Annotated in this window: 16 protein-coding genes; 8 read left to right on the top strand and 8 right to left on the bottom strand. The window is 62.5% G+C overall.

The genetic code is table 11. The annotated features are described in order from the left end of the window. Positions 1-83 precede the first annotated feature (83 nt). Positions 84-485, top strand: a complete 402-nt coding sequence (locus FJ938_RS10880) for an SET domain-containing protein-lysine N-methyltransferase (protein ID WP_140611246.1) — start codon at positions 84-86, stop codon at positions 483-485. A gap of 98 nt (positions 486-583) precedes the next feature. On the opposite strand, the gene FJ938_RS10875 is transcribed toward FJ938_RS10880, so the two are convergent. The 4 genes from FJ938_RS10875 to FJ938_RS10860 all read right to left on the bottom strand — a co-directional run bounded on the left by FJ938_RS10875 (position 584) and on the right by FJ938_RS10860 (position 3,869). Then, complete coding sequence (locus tag FJ938_RS10875; protein ID WP_140693554.1) at positions 584-1,534, bottom strand: cytochrome c; 951 nt, start codon at positions 1,532-1,534, stop codon at positions 584-586. A 9-nt stretch (positions 1,535-1,543) separates the two neighbouring features. Then, positions 1,544-1,981: a cytochrome c gene (locus FJ938_RS10870; RefSeq protein ID WP_140693551.1), complete on the bottom strand. Its 438-nt coding sequence runs from the start codon at positions 1,979-1,981 to the stop codon at positions 1,544-1,546. Between the two features lie 234 nt (positions 1,982-2,215). Continuing rightward, on the bottom strand, positions 2,216-2,818 hold the full coding sequence (locus FJ938_RS10865) for a superoxide dismutase (protein ID WP_140693549.1): 603 nt from the start codon (positions 2,816-2,818) through the stop codon (positions 2,216-2,218). 172 nt (positions 2,819-2,990) lie between these two features. After that, positions 2,991-3,869: a branched-chain amino acid aminotransferase gene (locus FJ938_RS10860; protein ID WP_140693547.1), complete on the bottom strand. Its 879-nt coding sequence runs from the start codon at positions 3,867-3,869 to the stop codon at positions 2,991-2,993. A 155-nt stretch (positions 3,870-4,024) separates the two neighbouring features. On the opposite strand from FJ938_RS10860, the gene FJ938_RS10855 reads away from it, so the two are divergent. Together FJ938_RS10855 and FJ938_RS10850 are read left to right on the top strand one after the other, a co-directional pair. Next, positions 4,025-4,684: a haloacid dehalogenase type II gene (locus FJ938_RS10855; RefSeq protein WP_140693545.1), complete on the top strand. Its 660-nt coding sequence runs from the start codon at positions 4,025-4,027 to the stop codon at positions 4,682-4,684. A 174-nt stretch (positions 4,685-4,858) separates the two neighbouring features. After that, positions 4,859-5,683 (top strand): L,D-transpeptidase, encoded by an 825-nt coding sequence (locus FJ938_RS10850; protein WP_140693542.1) that lies wholly within the window; start codon positions 4,859-4,861, stop codon positions 5,681-5,683. A gap of 87 nt (positions 5,684-5,770) precedes the next feature. On the opposite strand, the gene FJ938_RS10845 is transcribed toward FJ938_RS10850, so the two are convergent. Next, on the bottom strand, positions 5,771-7,309 hold the full coding sequence (locus FJ938_RS10845; RefSeq protein ID WP_140693540.1) for a helicase HerA-like C-terminal domain-containing protein: 1,539 nt from the start codon (positions 7,307-7,309) through the stop codon (positions 5,771-5,773). A gap of 274 nt (positions 7,310-7,583) precedes the next feature. On the opposite strand from FJ938_RS10845, the gene FJ938_RS10840 reads away from it, so the two are divergent. The 4 genes from FJ938_RS10840 (at position 7,584) to FJ938_RS10825 (ending at position 11,831) form a co-directional block, all read left to right on the top strand. Continuing rightward, positions 7,584-9,026, top strand: a complete 1,443-nt coding sequence (locus tag FJ938_RS10840; protein ID WP_140693538.1) for a methylmalonyl-CoA mutase subunit beta — start codon at positions 7,584-7,586, stop codon at positions 9,024-9,026. Next, the gene (gene scpA / locus FJ938_RS10835) at positions 9,023-11,146 is read left to right on the top strand and encodes a methylmalonyl-CoA mutase (RefSeq protein WP_140693536.1); all 2,124 of its coding nucleotides are present in this window, start codon (positions 9,023-9,025) and stop codon (positions 11,144-11,146) included. The genes FJ938_RS10840 and scpA overlap by 4 nt, the downstream gene beginning before the upstream one ends. 71 nt (positions 11,147-11,217) lie before the next feature. Then, complete coding sequence (locus FJ938_RS10830) at positions 11,218-11,448, top strand: AbrB/MazE/SpoVT family DNA-binding domain-containing protein (RefSeq protein ID WP_140693533.1); 231 nt, start codon at positions 11,218-11,220, stop codon at positions 11,446-11,448. Further along, positions 11,445-11,831 (top strand): type II toxin-antitoxin system death-on-curing family toxin, encoded by a 387-nt coding sequence (locus tag FJ938_RS10825; protein WP_140693530.1) that lies wholly within the window; start codon positions 11,445-11,447, stop codon positions 11,829-11,831. The genes FJ938_RS10830 and FJ938_RS10825 overlap by 4 nt, the downstream gene beginning before the upstream one ends. Here FJ938_RS10825 and greA read toward each other — a convergent pair. After that, positions 11,828-12,301 carry a transcription elongation factor GreA gene (gene greA / locus FJ938_RS10820; RefSeq protein ID WP_140693528.1) on the bottom strand — a complete coding sequence of 158 codons (474 nt, stop codon included), beginning with the start codon at positions 12,299-12,301 and terminating at the stop codon, positions 11,828-11,830. The two genes, FJ938_RS10825 and greA, sit on opposite strands and share 4 nt — an antisense overlap. A 116-nt stretch (positions 12,302-12,417) precedes the next feature. Between greA and FJ938_RS10815 the strand changes: the two genes are divergently transcribed. After that, complete coding sequence (locus FJ938_RS10815) at positions 12,418-13,770, top strand: TIGR03808 family TAT-translocated repetitive protein (protein ID WP_140693525.1); 1,353 nt, start codon at positions 12,418-12,420, stop codon at positions 13,768-13,770. 9 nt (positions 13,771-13,779) lie between these two features. On the opposite strand, the gene FJ938_RS10810 is transcribed toward FJ938_RS10815, so the two are convergent. Further along, positions 13,780-14,784 (bottom strand): asparaginase, encoded by a 1,005-nt coding sequence (locus tag FJ938_RS10810; RefSeq protein WP_140693523.1) that lies wholly within the window; start codon positions 14,782-14,784, stop codon positions 13,780-13,782. Between the two features lie 28 nt (positions 14,785-14,812). Next, entirely contained in the window at positions 14,813-15,979 is a 1,167-nt protein-coding gene (locus tag FJ938_RS10805; protein WP_140613456.1) for an acetyl-CoA acetyltransferase, read from the bottom strand. Between the last annotated feature and the right edge of the window lie 29 nt (positions 15,980-16,008).

Below are 16,008 nucleotides of genomic sequence, written 5' to 3'. Positions count from 1 at the left end.
TCCGCTCGCAATCGCGGCGGCCTCGCGCTACCCAAGGCACGTTTTCTCCGGGCCAAGACGCCCGCCTCGCACAAGGGTCCATTATGCTGCTCGTCGACGTGTATCTCGACAAATCGCCCATCCAGGGCATCGGCGTTTTTGCCAAGAACCCTATTGCCCGCGGCACGTTGATCTGGAAACTGGATCCAAGGTTCGACCGGATCATTGCGGTCGAGACCTATGAAGGCGAAAGCGGGCCGGTGAAGAGCTATCTCGACCGCTACGCCTATCCAGACCGGCGCGATCCGAACTACATCGTCTTCGAAGCCGACGACGCTCGCTACATGAACCATGCCGACGAGCCGAACTGCGACGTCTCCTCGCCCGAGGAGAGTTTTGCCCTGCGCGACATCGCGGCCGGCGAAGAACTGACCTGCAACTACAACCATTTCTTCGAGGCGGGCTTCGATTTCCTGGGCGACCGCCATCCGTCATCCGACAACTAGCTAAAGCAATCCCAGGAAGGTGTGAAGCGGTTTTCTGTCCGGAATTGCGTCAAAAGAGAGATCGAGCGGGTCGGCGTTCCTTGAAACGATGAACCGCTTTAGTTCGTGGCTTTCTTGCGCGCCGGGTAGCCATTTGGATGCGGCGGTATCGCCTTGAGGTAGGCCGCGATCGCCGCACGATTCCCCGCTGTCAGCTCGGCCATGTTGCGTTGTACATCGACCATCGCGCCGCCTACGGAATCAAAACTGGGCGTGAAACCGGTTTCGAGGTAGTTGGCAATGTCGGCCTCCGACCACTTGTCGATACCGCCCTCGCCCGATGTGATGTTCGGGACGACGCCGCTGCCTTCGGCGGCCACGGCACCGGCCAGCCATTCACTTTTCCTGATGCCGCCCGCGAAGTCGCGCGGCGTGTGGCATTCACCGCAATGGCCCGGCCCTTCGACCAGGTAGCGGCCGGCCACCACCGGGTCAGGCGCACCATCGGGCAAGGCAACGACCGGCTGGTCACTGAGATAGAGCCGTTTCCACAGGCCGATGCCGCGACGGATGTTGAAGGGGAAAGCGAGCGAATTGCCCGGCGCCTTGCCGGCGACCGCAGGCAGTGTCTTCAGGAAAGCATAGAGATCGGCAATGTCCGATGACTTCATGCGTGCGTAGGACGCATAGGGAAAGGCCGGATAAAAATGCTCGCCAGACGGCGACACCCCTTTGAGCATCGCATTGGCGAAATCCTCGAACGACCAGGCACCGATACCGTCCTTGGAATCTTGCGAGATGTTGGGGGGCACGAAAATGCCGAACGCCGTCTTCAGTTCAAGACCGCCCACGAGCTGAAGCCGCGCATCGCCCCGTGAACCCGGCTTTGCATGGCAGGAGGTGCAGCCGCCGGCATAGAAGATGCGCTTGCCTCTGGCCGCATCGCCAGGCCCGAGCTTGGCCAGGGTCTGCGTGTCCAGGGTCACGGGCGCCGAGAGGACCCATCCGGCAACCGCGCCGACGCCGCCCAGGGCAATGAGCACGCCGACGAGTTTTTTGACGAAGGGCATTGCCCGCTATCAGCCTTTTTTCACCCGATAGCTCTGGTGGCAGGCGCCGCAATTGGACGCGATGGCGCCGAATTTCGTCTTCAATGTATCGATATCGGCAGGCGTGGCGGCGGTTGCCGCCTTGACGTCGGCGAGATATTTGTCTTCCGCGGCCTTGAAGCCTGCCATGTCTTCCCAGATTTTCGGCGCCGCCGTGGTATCGCCCGCGTCGCTGCCCGCCGGAAACAGGGCACCGACCTCGAACTTTTCCGCATTCGCCTGCAGGGCTTGCAGTTGCGTCAGTACGGCAGCGGCATCAAAAGGCTCCTCACCCTTGACCACTTTCGAGAGGCCGCCGACGATCTTTCCGCGTTCCTTCATCAGAGCTTGCCGATCGAGGATCGGGTCCGCAAATGCGGCCGAGCCGGCAACTGCGAGCGTGGAAATGGCGACGATAAGCTTTCTCATTCAATTGGCTCCGTGATGAAGGCATTTGGGGACACGACGTAAACGGATGTGGCGAACGGAATATTCCCTTTGCCTCCTGATGACTTTTCCAGACCCTTGCTGGCGCGGATCTCGAGGCAGAAAAAAAAGCCCCGGGCTGCCGGGGCTTTTCCGAAGATCGATCAGGCTGTTACAGCACCGCGCGCCCTTGGCGCGCCAAGGATGCTGCGCATAAATCGTGTCCGATTTTCGGGGTCATGCGCGGGCCTTTTCGTAGAGCTCGAGAACGTGATCCCAGTTGATCAGGCTATCGACGAAGGCCTCAAGATATTTCGGCCGCGCGTTGCGATAGTCGATGTAGTAGGAGTGTTCCCAGACATCGACGCCGAGGATCGGCGAGGCGCCGTGAACGAGCGGGTTCTCGCCGTTCGGCGTCTTCGAGATCGCCAGCTTGCCGTCCTTGACCGAAACCCAGGCCCAGCCCGAACCGAACTGCGTCGTGCCGGCCGCGATGAAGTCGGCCTTGAACTTGTCGTAGCCGCCGAGGTCGCTGTCGACCGTCTTCTGCAGGGCCCCAGGCAGCTTGTTGCCGCCGCCGCCTTTCTTCATCCACTTCCAGAAATGGATATGGTTGTAGTGCTGCGCGGCATTGTTGAAGAGGCCGGCGTTCTTACCGAACGATTGCTTCACCACCTCTTCGACCGACAGGTCGCCCATGCCGGCTTCCGCGGCCAGTTTGTTGCCGTTGTCGACATAGGCCTTGTGGTGCTTGTCGTGGTGATATTCCAACGTCTCTTTCGACATGTAGGGCTGCAGGGCCTCGTAGTCGTAAGGCAGAGCGGGCAATTCAAAAGCCATGGACGGTACTCCCTCGATGAAAATCCGGTATGGATACCGGATCAAGATAGGTCTGGATCGGGCTCGGACAACTCCGAAATGAAGCGTCGGACGCTCTTTCTAGGCGGGTTCCGGCGAACTGTCACACGGTTTCCAGAAACGAAACCGCGTTGCGACAAAACGCCGGACGGGATCAGCTGGCCGGCGTTGAATGCGCCCAATCCCAATAGAGTTCGCGCGCTTTCTTGGCTACCGGCCCGGGTTGCAGGTTGCGATCCTCGATGCGCGTGACCGGCACCACTTTGGAATGGTTGCCGGTCGAAAAGATCTCGTCGGCTTCGAGGAAATCGCGCACCGACAGCGCCTTTTCGGTGGTCCTGAAGCCATAGTCGCCGAGCAACGTCATCGTCCGCGAGCGCGTGATGCCGGACAGGAAGGTGCCGTTCGGCGCCGGCGTCAGCACGTGGCCATCCTTGACCAGGAAGATGTTGGAGCTGCCGGTCTCGGCGACGTTGCCCAGCATGTCCAGCACCAGCGCATTGTCGAAGCCGCGCATCTTGGCTTCGAGGATGGCACGGCCATTGTTGGGATAGAGGCAACCAGCCTTGGCGTTGGTCGGCATCGTTTCGATGGTCGGACGCCGGAACGGCGACACCGTCACGGAAAAGCCGGTCGGCGCGATCATCGGCGATTCGTAGAGGCAAAGGCAGAAGCGGGTCGATGCGGGATCGGCCGGCACGCCCATGTAGCCGCCATGCTCAGCCCAATACATCGGCCTGATATAGACCGCCGTCTTGCCATCGAACTTCTTCAATCCGTCCCAGGTCAGCTCGACGATCTGTTCGGGCGTCATGTTCGGCTTGAGGCCGAGAGCGATCGCCGAGGCGTTCACCCTCCTGGCGTGGAGGTCGAGGTCGGGCGCCACACCTTCGAACCAGCGAGCCCCGTCGAACACGCTGGTGCCCAGCCACATGGCATGGCTGCGCGGGCCAAGAATGGCGACATTGCCTTCGTGCCAGTCGCCATCAATGAAAGTCCATGTCGCGGATTGCGCTGCTGCCGCCAGTGTCATCGCGTTGTCCCGTTCGGATCAATCTCGTGTGACAGCCATTGGAAGATGCTTTGGCCGGCGCCGTCAACCAGCATCAAGGAGTTTTGTTGAGGCCAGCGACGGCGCGATGCAATCAAGACTTGCGCCTTGCCGCGCCGCGTCTCAAAACTGTTGGCATGCAATATGCCGCCTATGTTTTCGACGCCTATGGCACGCTGTTCGACGTGCATGCCGCCGTGCGCCGCCATGCCGATCAAATCGGCCCGGACGGTCAACTCCTGTCCGAAATCTGGCGCGCCAAGCAGCTCGAATATTCCTGGGTGCGCACACTGATGGGCGCCTATGCCGATTTCTGGCAGTTGACCGAACAGTCGCTCGACTTCGCGTTGCGCAAGGTCCCTTCGGCCGATCCAAGCCTCAAGGTCAGGTTGCTGGAAGCCTATTGGCGGCTGGACTGCTACCCGGAAGTGCCGGCTGTGCTGAAAGCGCTCAAGGCTTCGGGTGCCAGGCTGGCGATCCTCTCCAACGGCTCGCCCGAAATGCTGGAAGCGGCGGTCAAGTCCGCCGCGCTAGACCAGGTTCTGGACGAGATCTATTCCGTCGATGCGGTGCGGCGCTTCAAGACCGATCCGGCGGTCTATGACATGGTCGCCACCGGCTGGCGGCTCTACCCCGGCGCGGTTTCCTTCCAATCCTCCAATCGCTGGGATATCGCGGGCGCCACCAAATTCGGTTTCCGCACGGTTTGGATCAACCGTTCCAATCAGCCCGAAGAATACCGGGACTTTCCGCCGACCTTGATACTGCCGTCCCTTGAAGCCCTTGTCACAGCTTAAGCCAACTGCCTGTGACCCTGGCGCCACAGTGGCAGCGCAGTCACAGCTTCGCCTTTGTTTGTCCACGTTCGGGCCAGAATCGGAACCGCCTATCGCCTCAGGTGTTGTCAGGCACCCGCGTAGCGGCAAGCGAATTCACGCTTTGTTGGAATTTGAGTCTTAAAGAAGGCAGCCATGTCCATAACCGAAATCGAATCCTATCGCCTGAGCCGTCGCGGCTTCCTCAACGCCGCAGCGCTGGGCGCAGCCTCGATCGCGGTTTCCGCGTGCGCCACCACCGGGCCTGGGCCGGTTCAGCCTCCCCCGCCAGCCTATGTCGAGCCGCCTCTGGCCGACTATGCGTCGATGTACGCGGCCGTCAGCGATGGCGGCTTCGATCTTCCGGCCATCCCTGTCGACAAGATCGATCCGCAGTTCCTGCGCCAGATCGTTCCCGACCCGACCGGCCAGAAGCCGGGAACCATCGTCGTCGATACGACGGGCCATTTCCTCTATCTGGTCCGTCCGGGCGGGCAAGCCATCCGCTACGGCGTCGGTCTCGGCCGCGCCGGCTTCGAATGGTCGGGCGACGCCGTCGTCCAGTGGAAGCAGAAATGGCCGAAATGGACGCCGCCGGATGAAATGATCGCCCGGCAGCCGGAATTGAAGCAGTACAGCGCCGACAATGGCGGCATGCCCGGCGGTCTGAAGAACCCGCTCGGTGCGCGTGCGCTCTATCTCTTCCAGGGCAATGTGGACACGCTCTATCGCCTGCACGGCTCGCCGGAATGGCGCTCGATCGGCAAATCGGTGTCGTCGGGCTGCGTGCGCCTGATGAACCAGGACATCATCGACCTCTACGACCGCGTGCCCCAGAAGACCCCGGTCATCGTGACCAGCGACGCCCGCCAGCCGATGGTGGCGACTGGGAACCGCAAGGCCATCCCGATCGACGCCGGCGTGCCGGCGGGGTCGGTGCTTCTTGGACCGGTGAAAGCGGTAACCGACGCGATTTTCTAATTCGGTCGCGCCCACCGAAATGCATGGCGCCGCGCGTCCGAACGAACTCGCGGCGCTATAAGCCAGCTTTGCTGATTGGTGCGGGGCTCAGCGGCCTCTTGAAAGACTGCCCAGAATCCCGCGTACGATGGCGCGTCCAACCGACGAGCCGACCGAGCGCACCACCGACTTGATCGCGGCCTCCGCCACCGTCTGACGATTGGAGGGGCGCGGCGCCGGCGCGCGCCTGCCGCCGGACCGCGGCGCGGCATCATCATCGCCAAACCCTGGAATGGTCCAGCGCGAGCCACCGCTGCCCGCCTGCTGTTCGGCATCCTGCGCCTCCCTGGCTTTCTTCTGCAGGATTTCGAAGGCCGACTCGCGGTCGACGACCTGGTCGTACTGGCCGGCGACCGGGCTCTCCGCGATCAGCTGGCGGCGCTCGTCCGGCGTGATCGGGCCAAGGCGCGAGGACGGCGGACGGATCAGCGTGCGCTGCACCATGGATGGAACGCCCTTGGCCTCCAGCGTCGAGACCAGCGCTTCGCCGGTGGCGAGCTGGGTGATGGCGGTGGCGCAGTCGAAATCGGGATTGGGACGGAACGTTTCGGCCGCCGTCCTCACCGCCTGCTGTTCACGCGGTGTATAGGCGCGCAGTGCGTGCTGGACACGGTTGCCGAGCTGGGCCAGCACCTTGTCGGGGATATCCAGGGGGTTCTGCGTGACGAAATAGACGCCGACGCCCTTCGAACGGATCAAACGCACCACCTGTTCCACGCGGTCGATCAGCACCTTTGGCGCCTCGTCGAACAGCAGATGCGCCTCGTCGAAGAAGAAGACCAGCTTCGGCTTGTCGGGGTCGCCGACTTCCGGCAGTTCCTCGAACAGCTCCGACATCAGCCACAGCAGGAAGGTCGCGTAGAGGCGCGGGTTCATCATCAGCTTGTCGGCGGCCAGCACGCTTATGGCGCCGCGGCCGTCACGCGTGGTGCGCATGATGTTGGAAATCCGCAACGCCGGCTCGCCGAAGAAGTTCGCCGCGCCCTGCTGTTCCAGCACCAGGAGCGTGCGCTGAATGGCCCCAACCGATGGCTTGGTGACATTGCCGTAGCGGGCGCTGATCTCGTCGGCGCGCTCGGCGATGTTGGCCAGCAGCGCCTGCAGGTCCTTGAGGTCGAGGAGCAGCAGGCCGTCTTCATCGGCAATGCGGAAGGCAATGTTCATGATGCCTTCCTGCGCATCGCTCAGGTTCATCAGCCGTGACAGGAGCAGCGGCCCCATTTCCGAAATGGTCGCGCGGATGGGGTGACCCTGCTCACCGAACAGGTCCCAGAAGATGACGGGGAACTCCTGGAAATCGTATGGATCGAGCTTGACCTGCGCGGCGCGCTTGACCAGGAAATCCTGTGCCGTGCCCATCATGGCGATGCCGGACAGGTCGCCCTTGATGTCGGCGCAAAACACCGGCACGCCGGCATTCGAAAATCCTTCGGCCAGGATCTGCAAGGTGACGGTCTTGCCAGTGCCGGTGGCACCGGTCACCAGGCCGTGACGATTCCCGTATTGCAGCAGCAGATTTTCGGCACGCTGATAGCTGTCGTCGGGCTTGCGGCTGGCGCCGATGAAAATACTGGTGTCGTCAGCCATATACCGGGTCTCCGCAAACTGATGTGTCTAAAGGCCAGCCTTTGCCCGAAGGTATAGTGAGGCCGTCGCGGAGCGACAATGCCAATCGTCGCGATCGGTTTTTTCGTGCTTGCGGATTTTGCTGGTGTTTGGCAATCGTTCATGGGTCGTCCACACAAGCCGACCTATATCCGATGGATCGAATTCAGACCTTGGTCGCGCATTGCGATAACCGACCGGTGACCGTAGACTGAATTGCTCCGGGCTGGTGCGGCCACATAAAAGAGGAAGATGGATGGGCGCTGGAGCCTTGACCAGGGATGTTGAACCGGCGGATGCCGAACGCCAGCGATGGCTGACCTTGGCGCAAAAGGCGTTGGCCGGGGCGTCCTTCGAGGAAAAGCTGGTTTCGCACACCGACGACAACATCCGCGTCGAGCCGCTCCACGAGCGTGCGACCGGAGCTGAACCGATCATACGCGCGAATCCCCGATCGCCCTGGATCGTCAGCCAGCGCGTCGACGACCCAGATGTCGATCGTGCCAAGGCCCAGGTCCTGGATGATATCGCGCAGGGCGCGACCGGACTGTCGCTAGTCTTCGAAGGCGCCCCGAACGCGTTCGGCTACGGCCTGCCCAGGACTGCGCAGGCGCTTGAAACGGTGCTGGAGGGCGTGCCTCTCAACCAGGTCCAGATCCGCATCGACACCCATCCCTGGAGCCGCCCCATGGCCGACTGGCTGGTGGCGTTCCTGAGCAAGCGCCGCTCCGATCCGGCGACGCTCAACCTCTCCTTCGGCATCGATCCGGCCGCGATCCTTGCCGGGACCGGCAGATTGCGCATGTCGATCGAGGCATTGCAGGAATCGATGCCGCAATCGCTGGCGCATTTCTTCTCGATGGACGTTCCCGGTGTGCTTCTGGAAGCGGACGGGCGCGTCTTCCACAATGCCGGTGCCACGGAAGCGCAGGAACTCGGCATCATGCTGGCTTCGGCGGTCTCATATCTGAGGATGTTCGAAAAAGCCCGGCAGCCGCTCATCTATGCGGCACCTCATATCGGCTTCGCGCTGAGTGTCGACCAGGACCAGTTCCTGTCGATGGCCAAGGTGCGGGCCTTGCGCAGGCTTTGGGCACGGGTGCAGGAAGCCTGCTCGATTCCCAATTCCACGGCCAATATCCATGCCGAGACATCATTCCGCATGATGACGGCGTTGGACCCGGAGACCAACATCCTGCGCACGACGATCGGCTGCTTCGCGGCGGCGGCGGGGGGAGCCGATTCGATCTCCATCCTGCCGCATACCATCGCGCACGGTCTGCCGGCGCCTTTTGCCCGCCGTGTCGCGCGCAACGCGCAACTAATCATGGCCAATGAAAGCCATGTCGATCATGTCGCCGATCCCGCCTATGGTTCCGGCGCGGTGGAAGCGCTGACATCAGATCTTTGCGCTGCGGCATGGGTGGAATTGCAGGCGATCGAGGCCGAGGGGGGGGTGCTGTCCAGCCTTCAGCAAGGACATATCCAGCAACGCGTCCGCACGGCGGCCGCTCGGCGCGCAGCCGCCTTCAAGGTGGGCGAGCGGGCGATCATCGGCACCACGCTCTATCCGCTGAAAAGCGAGCGTCCAGTCGAGACGCTCGACGCCGAACGGCGCCCTGCCTTCACTGAAGGCGTCGTGCTTTGCGAACCGCTGTTTCCGGTCCGCATCGACCAATCCATCGGGGCCGCATCTTGATTCCGGATTTCAGTCAGATCGGCTGGGCGCCGCCGCGCCGCGCATCGGAAGAGGTCAAGGGCCAGCGGATGACGCCCGAAGGTCTTGTCGTCAAACATCTGTACAGCCAGGGCGACCTCAAGGGCCTGCCGCATCTCGATACCTATCCGGGCCTGCCGCCCTTCGTGCGCGGGCCCTACCCGACCATGTATGTCCAGCAGCCCTGGACGATCCGGCAATATGCCGGCTTTTCGACGGCGGAGGAGTCCAACGCCTTTTACCGGCGCAATCTTGCCGCCGGCCAGAAGGGCCTGTCGGTTGCCTTCGATCTCGCCACGCATCGGGGCTATGACAGCGACCATACGCGCGTCGCAAGCGACGTCGGCATGGCGGGCGTCGCCATCGATTCCATCCTCGACATGCGGCAATTGTTCGACGGCATTCCGCTCGGCGACATGACCGTGTCGATGACGATGAACGGGGCGGTACTGCCGATCATGGCGCTTTATATCGTCGCGGCGGAAGAACAGGGCGTTGCGCAGAAGGATCTGGCCGGGACCATTCAGAACGACATTCTGAAGGAGTTCATGGTCCGCAACACCTACATCTATCCGCCGAAACCGTCGATGCGGATCGTTTCGGACATCTTCTCCTACACGTCAAAGAACATGCCGAAGTTCAATTCGATATCGATCTCCGGCTACCACATGCAAGAGGCCGGCGCGACCGCCGACCTGGAGCTTGCCTATACGATCGCCGATGGTATCGAATATGCTCGCGCCGGCGTGGCGGCGGGCCTCGATATCGACCGCTTCGCGCCACGCCTGTCCTTCTTCTGGGCGATCGGCATGAATTTCTTCATGGAAGTGGCCAAGCTCAGAGCCGCGCGCCTGCTGTGGGCGACCTTGATGGAGAAGAATTTCGCGCCGAAGGACGAGCGCTCGCTGTCGCTGCGCACCCATTGCCAGACGTCCGGCTGGTCGCTGACGGCGCAGGATCCCTACAACAACATCATCCGGACCATGATCGAGGCGATGGCGGCAACGCAGGGCCACACGCAGTCGCTGCACACCAACTCCTTCGACGAGGCGATGGCGCTGCCGACCGACCATTCGGCCCGCATCGCCCGCAACACGCAGCTCATCCTGCAGAAGGAATCCGGCACCACGCGCATCATCGATCCGTGGGGCGGATCGGCCTACCTCGAACGGCTCACCCATGACCTGGCGGCGCGCGCGATGACCCATATCGAGGAGGTCGAGAGCCTTGGCGGCATGGCCGCCGCGACCGAACAGGGCATTCCGAAGCTGCGCATCGAGGAAGCGGCCGCACGCACGCAGGCGCGCATCGATTCCGGCGAGCAGATGCTGGTCGGGGTCAACGCGCATCGCCCGGAGACCGACATCGAGGTCGATGTGCTGAAGATCGACAACGCCGAGGTGAGAGCCCGGCAATTGTCTAAGTTGCAGCATCTGAAGGGCACACGCGATGTCGCCGCCGTGGAAAGCGCGCTCGACGCACTGACCCGTGCCGCGCAAGGCAATGAGAACCTCTTGGAATTCGCCATCCGCGCCGCGCGCGCCAATGCCACGGTCGGCGAAATCTCGTATGCCCTGGAAAGAGCCTTTGGCCGGCACGTCGCCACCGTGCAGACCATATCCGGCGTCTATCGCAAGGCGCTTGGCGACAGTCCCGTGGTCGATGGGCTGCAGGACAAGCTTGGCGCTTTCGAGAAAAGGACCGGCGGCAAGCCGCGCATTCTCGTTGCCAAGCTGGGACAGGACGGCCACGATCGCGGCCAGAAGGTGATCGCCACCGCCTTCGCCGACCTCGGCTTTGACGTCACCGTCGGCGCGATGTTCCAGACGCCGGAGGAGATCGCCAAGCTGGCGGTCGAGCATGACGTCCATATCATCGGCGCCTCGTCGCTGGCGGCAGGGCACCTGACGCTGATCCCCGAATTGCGCGACGCGCTAAAGAAGCTAGGCCGCGGCGACATGCTGATCGTGGCCGGCGGCGTTATCCCGCCACAGGATTATGACGCGGTGCTGCAAGCTGGTGCCGCGGAAATCTTTCCGCCGGGAACCGTTATTCCGGAGGCGGCGGATCGGTTGATGGACAGGTTGTTGGCCGAAGGCTAGAGTAGTTATAATTTTTGTTGCAACACCCAATAGGCCTCGTTATAATCCCGGTTGCAACGGGATATTTCGTCATGAACACCACTATTCGCAAAATTGGCAATTCCGATGGCCTGATCCTGCCGAAAGAACTACTCGATCGGTTGAATTTGAAGACAGGCGACAACGTGGTCATCGTCCAAGAAGGGCAGGAGCTTCGTTTACGTCGCTTGAAAGACTCTGCCGAGGAGTTCGAGCGTAAGATGAAGATCGCGCGCGAACGAATGAAGAAGTACGAAGTTGCCTATCGCGCTCTCGCCAAATGACTGAACATCATTCGCGAGAGTTCGTGGAGGCAATGCATGCCGAGCAGTTGCGCCTTCATGGCGGTGCATCGGGCATTCGCGACGAAGGTATGCTGGAATCAGCCCTCGCCAGACCTCAGCAGAAAGAGGCCTATGGCGAGCCCGATCTTTGTGAACTTGCGGCAGCCTATCTTTTCGGCGTTGCGAAGAACCATCCGTTCGTTGATGGCAATAAGCGCACGGCTTTTGCCACAGCTGACTTGTTTCTCTATTTCAACGGATTAAGCGTCGAAGCGGACCAGGAGGACATCATCCAGATGGTGTTGATGGTTGCCGCGGGTGAGATCGACGAGGCCGGCGCCGCGGCGTTCTTCCGCGACCATGTCGTCAAGCTCGAAGGCTAGCTGTCCGAGAGCTTGACGATTTCCCATTCCTTGCCGTTTACAGCAGCCACGTCGCCAACCTTCTTGCCGAACAGGGCGATCGCCATCGGCGAAACATGCGAAATGCTGCCCTTCGACGGATCCGCTTCGTCTTCGCCGACGATCTTCCAGTGCACCTTCTTGCCGTCATCGCCTTCCAGCGTGACACCCATGCCGAAGCGAACGACGTCGCTGCCGGGCTCCGGTGTGGAAAGCTCGGCGCTCTCCCGCCGCGCGGTCCAATAGCGCAGGTCGCGTGACACCACCGCGATGCGCTCGCGGTCGCCCCGCCTCTCGGCCTTCGCCAGCACATCGCGCAAGTCGGCCAGATTGTCCTCGATCTGCGCAAGGCCACGCTCGGTCACCAGATTGCGGTGCGGGCTGATCGGTCGCTCACCGACACCAGCAATGGCATTCTCGCTGTCTTCTTCGCGGGTAAAAGCTCTGCTCATTTGCTGAACTTAGGCGCCGAATGCCTGCGCGACAAGCCATTGCTGCTGAGAACAGGCACCTGGGCGTCTGGCACGATTCCTGCGGTGTCAGGACTGAACACTGGGATTCTGTGCCGATGTTGAACAGACGAACGCTGCTGACGCAGACCGCCGGCTTTGCCGTCATCGGCCTCTCGCTCGGCAAGGCCGCAGCCGCGAGCCTTACCGGTTCCATCAATGCCACCGAACTGGGCGTACAAGCCGGCACCTTCGATGATCAGAGCAAGGCCTTTGCCAAGCTGCTTCGCGACGCGAACGGCCGCGACATGCCGGTGTTCCTGCCGCCCGGCACCTATGTTGTTTCCAACCTCTCGCTGCCCGGCCGCGTGCGCCTTTCCGGCGTGCCGGGTGCCACGCGGATCGTCTATGGCGGCGACGGCCACCTCTTCATGGCCGAGCAGGCCGACCATATCGAACTGAGCGGGCTGGTTTTCGACGGCGCGAACCGGTCGATGGGCGACTACGCGCAAGGGCTGCTCGATCTGCGCCGGGTCGGCCATCTCGTCGTCGACAATTGCCAGATAACCGGGAGCGGCAAGAATGGACTGGCGCTGGAACACGCAGCGGGCCGCATCGAACGGTCGGACGTATCGGGCGCCGCCGATGCCGGCATCTATTCGGTCGAGGCCAGCGGCCTAGCGATTACCGGCAACACCGTATCGGACTGCGGCAATGGCGGCATCCTCGTGCACCGCTGGCAGGCGGCGGAAGACGGCACCATGGTCACCGGCAACCGCGTCGAACGCATTGGCGCTCGCAGCGGCGGGACCGGCCAGAACGGAAACGGCATCAACGCCTTTCGCGCCGGCAATGTCGTCATCTCGGGCAATGTGGTTTCGGATTGCGCCTTTTCGGCTATCAGGGCCAACAGCTCGAGCAACCTGCAGATATCGGACAACACCTGCTCGCGCTCGGGCGAGACAGCGGTCTATTCCGAATTCTCATTCGAGGGCGCCGTCATCAGCAACAATATCGTCGACGGCGCGGCCAACGGCATCTCGATCGTCAACTTCAACGAAGGCGGCCGCATGGGCGTCTGCTCGGGCAACATCGTGCGCAATCTGTCGACCACCGGCCCCTACCCGGCCGATCCGCCCGGCTTCGGCGTCGGTATAGCCGTCGAGGCCGACACTGTCGCTTCCAACAACGTCATCGAGAACGCACCGCTCTACGGCATGTCGATCGGCTGGGGCCCATACCTGCGCAATGTCGTGGCCACCGGCAACATCATCCGCAAGGCAGGCACCGGCATTGCCGTAAGCGTGGTCGAAGGTGCGGGCACGGCCGTCATCTCCGACAACGTCATTGACGGCACGTTGAACGGCGCCGTCGTCGGGCAGCGCTGGGCGGAACCGGTGACGGCCGACCTCACCCAGTTGAGCAACAGCGGCTTCGCGCATCTGACCGTCGAGCGCAACCGGGTCAGTTGATCGCTGCTTTCAATTCAAGGCTTGTGTCGGCCGCAGTGCCCCGACCTTGGCCCCGACCCGACTTTCGATAGGCGCGTTTGCCATTCCGTCTAGCTTTGCCGCCAAGGCCTCGTCCGTACGCAACAATCGGGCAAGGACGGCGGCAGCCATGGCTTCGCCGGCGCGGCCGGCGCCATCATCGCATTTGATTGCTATGCCGAGGCCAAGTTCGGGTATCGCGCTGCAGTGGACCCCTTCGGCGCCGCCTTTCGCAAAGATCCGGCCCGGTGCGGCTTCCATGAGCGCCAGATCCGCGCGGCCGGTGCCTGCAACGAAGAAGGGCTCCGCCATGCAGGCGCCCAGCAGCCGCTTTGCCGCCTTGGCCCGCTCGGGACCAAAACCATTTGTGGTGGCCATGCGGGCAAAGCCGAGCGCGAAACTCCTGAGCGGTACGGCATAGGTCGGGATCGAGCAGCCATCGGTCGCCCGCTCATCCGGATCGTGGACTGCGCCGGTGACCGATTGCATCGCGTCGCGCACCATCTCCTGCAAGGCGTGCCCCGCCTTGACGTAGCCGCGGTGGGCGATGCCTGAGTGGACGCAGGTGCAGAGGAAGCCGGAATGCTTGCCCGAACAGTTGTTGTGCAGCGCGTTCGGTATATCGCCGGTACGGGCAAGAGCGATCTCCGCGTCATGGTTCGACGGCCAATGCGCGCCGCATTCGAGCGCTGATTTGTCCAACCCGGCCTTGGCCAGCATGGCCCGCGCCAGTTCGACATGCGCTGGCTCGCCCGAATGCGAGGCACAGGCCAGCGCCAGTTCGCGGTTGCCGAAACCATAAGCATCGGCAGCACCGGTTTCGACCAGCGGCAAGGCTTGGATGGCTTTGACCGCCGAGCGTGGAAACACCGGCTTCGAGGTGTCGCCGATTTCCCAGACCGACTTGCCGTCGGCATCGAAGACCGCGACGGCACCACGATGGGCGCTCTCGACGATCGAGCCGCGCAGAACCTCGATCAGAACCGGATTTGCCAATGTAACCTCCCGCGAATGCAGGGGCGGTTTACCTGATCCGGTCGAGAATGGAAACGTAGTTGGCGACCGCCGCGCCACCCATGTTGAAGATGCCGCCAAGCTTTGCGCCCGGCACCTGGATGCCGCCGGCTTCACCGACAAGCTGCATGGCGGTCAAGACATGCATGGACACACCGGTGGCGCCGATCGGATGACCCTTGGCCTTCAGCCCGCCGGAGGGATTGACCGGCAAGCGGCCGTCCTTTGCCGTCGTACCGTCAAGCGCCAGTTTGGCGCCCTCACCGGGCTTCGCCAGGCCCATCGCCTCATACTCGATCAGTTCGGCGATCGTGAAACAGTCATGCGTCTCGACGAAGGACAGATCGTCAAGCGTCACGCCGGCGTTCTTCAGCGCGCGGGTCCAGGCCTGCTCACAACCTTCGAAGGCCAGGATGTCGCGCTTCGACATCGGCAGGAAATCCTGCACATGTTCGTTGGCGCGGAAGGCAACCGCACGGCGCATCTTCAAAGCCGTTGCCGTGTCGGCCAGGACAAGGGCGGCGGCGCCGTCGGAGACCAGCGAGCAGTCGGTGCGCTTCAGCGGGCCTGCGACAAAGGGGTTTTTCTCGCTTTCCTGCCGGCAGAAATCATAGCCGAAATCCTTGCGCATCTGGGCATAGGGGTTGTCGACACCGTTCTTGTGGTTCTTGGCGGCAATCATGGCGAGCGCGTCCGACTGGTCGCCATAGCGCTGGAAATAGGCCTGCGCGATCTTGCCGAAGACGCCGGCGAACCCGGCCGGCGTTTCGCCGTCCTCGGGCAGATAGGAAGCTTTCAGCAGGTTCTTGCCGATTTCGGGCCCGGGCGTCGTCGTCATCTGCTCGGCGCCAACCACCAGCACGATGCGGGCCGCGTTGGCATCGATGGCACGAATACCTTGCCGGACCGCCGCCGATCCCGTCGCGCAGGCATTCTCGACGCGCGTCGCCGGCTTGAAGCGCAGCCGGTCATCGGCCTGCAGCACCAGGCTTGCGGTGAAGTCCTGCGCTGAAAAGCCGGCGTTGAAATGGCCAAGCACGATCTCGTCGACATCGTCCGGGCCGATTCCGGCATGGTCGAGCGCGTCCGTCGCGACCTTGACGATGAGGTTTTCGAGCGTTTCGCCCTCAAGCTTGCCGAAACGCGAGTGCGCCCAGCCGACGATGCATGCGGTCATGGCGGTCTCCATCCTTGGCGCCAGCCTAG

Origin of the sequence: Mesorhizobium sp. B2-4-14 (genome assembly GCF_006442155.1) — a bacterium.
Lineage (GTDB): Bacteria > Pseudomonadota > Alphaproteobacteria > Rhizobiales > Rhizobiaceae > Mesorhizobium.
The sequence above is the reverse complement of the archived record's forward strand: the minus strand, read 5'-3'. Positions and strand labels throughout refer to the sequence as shown.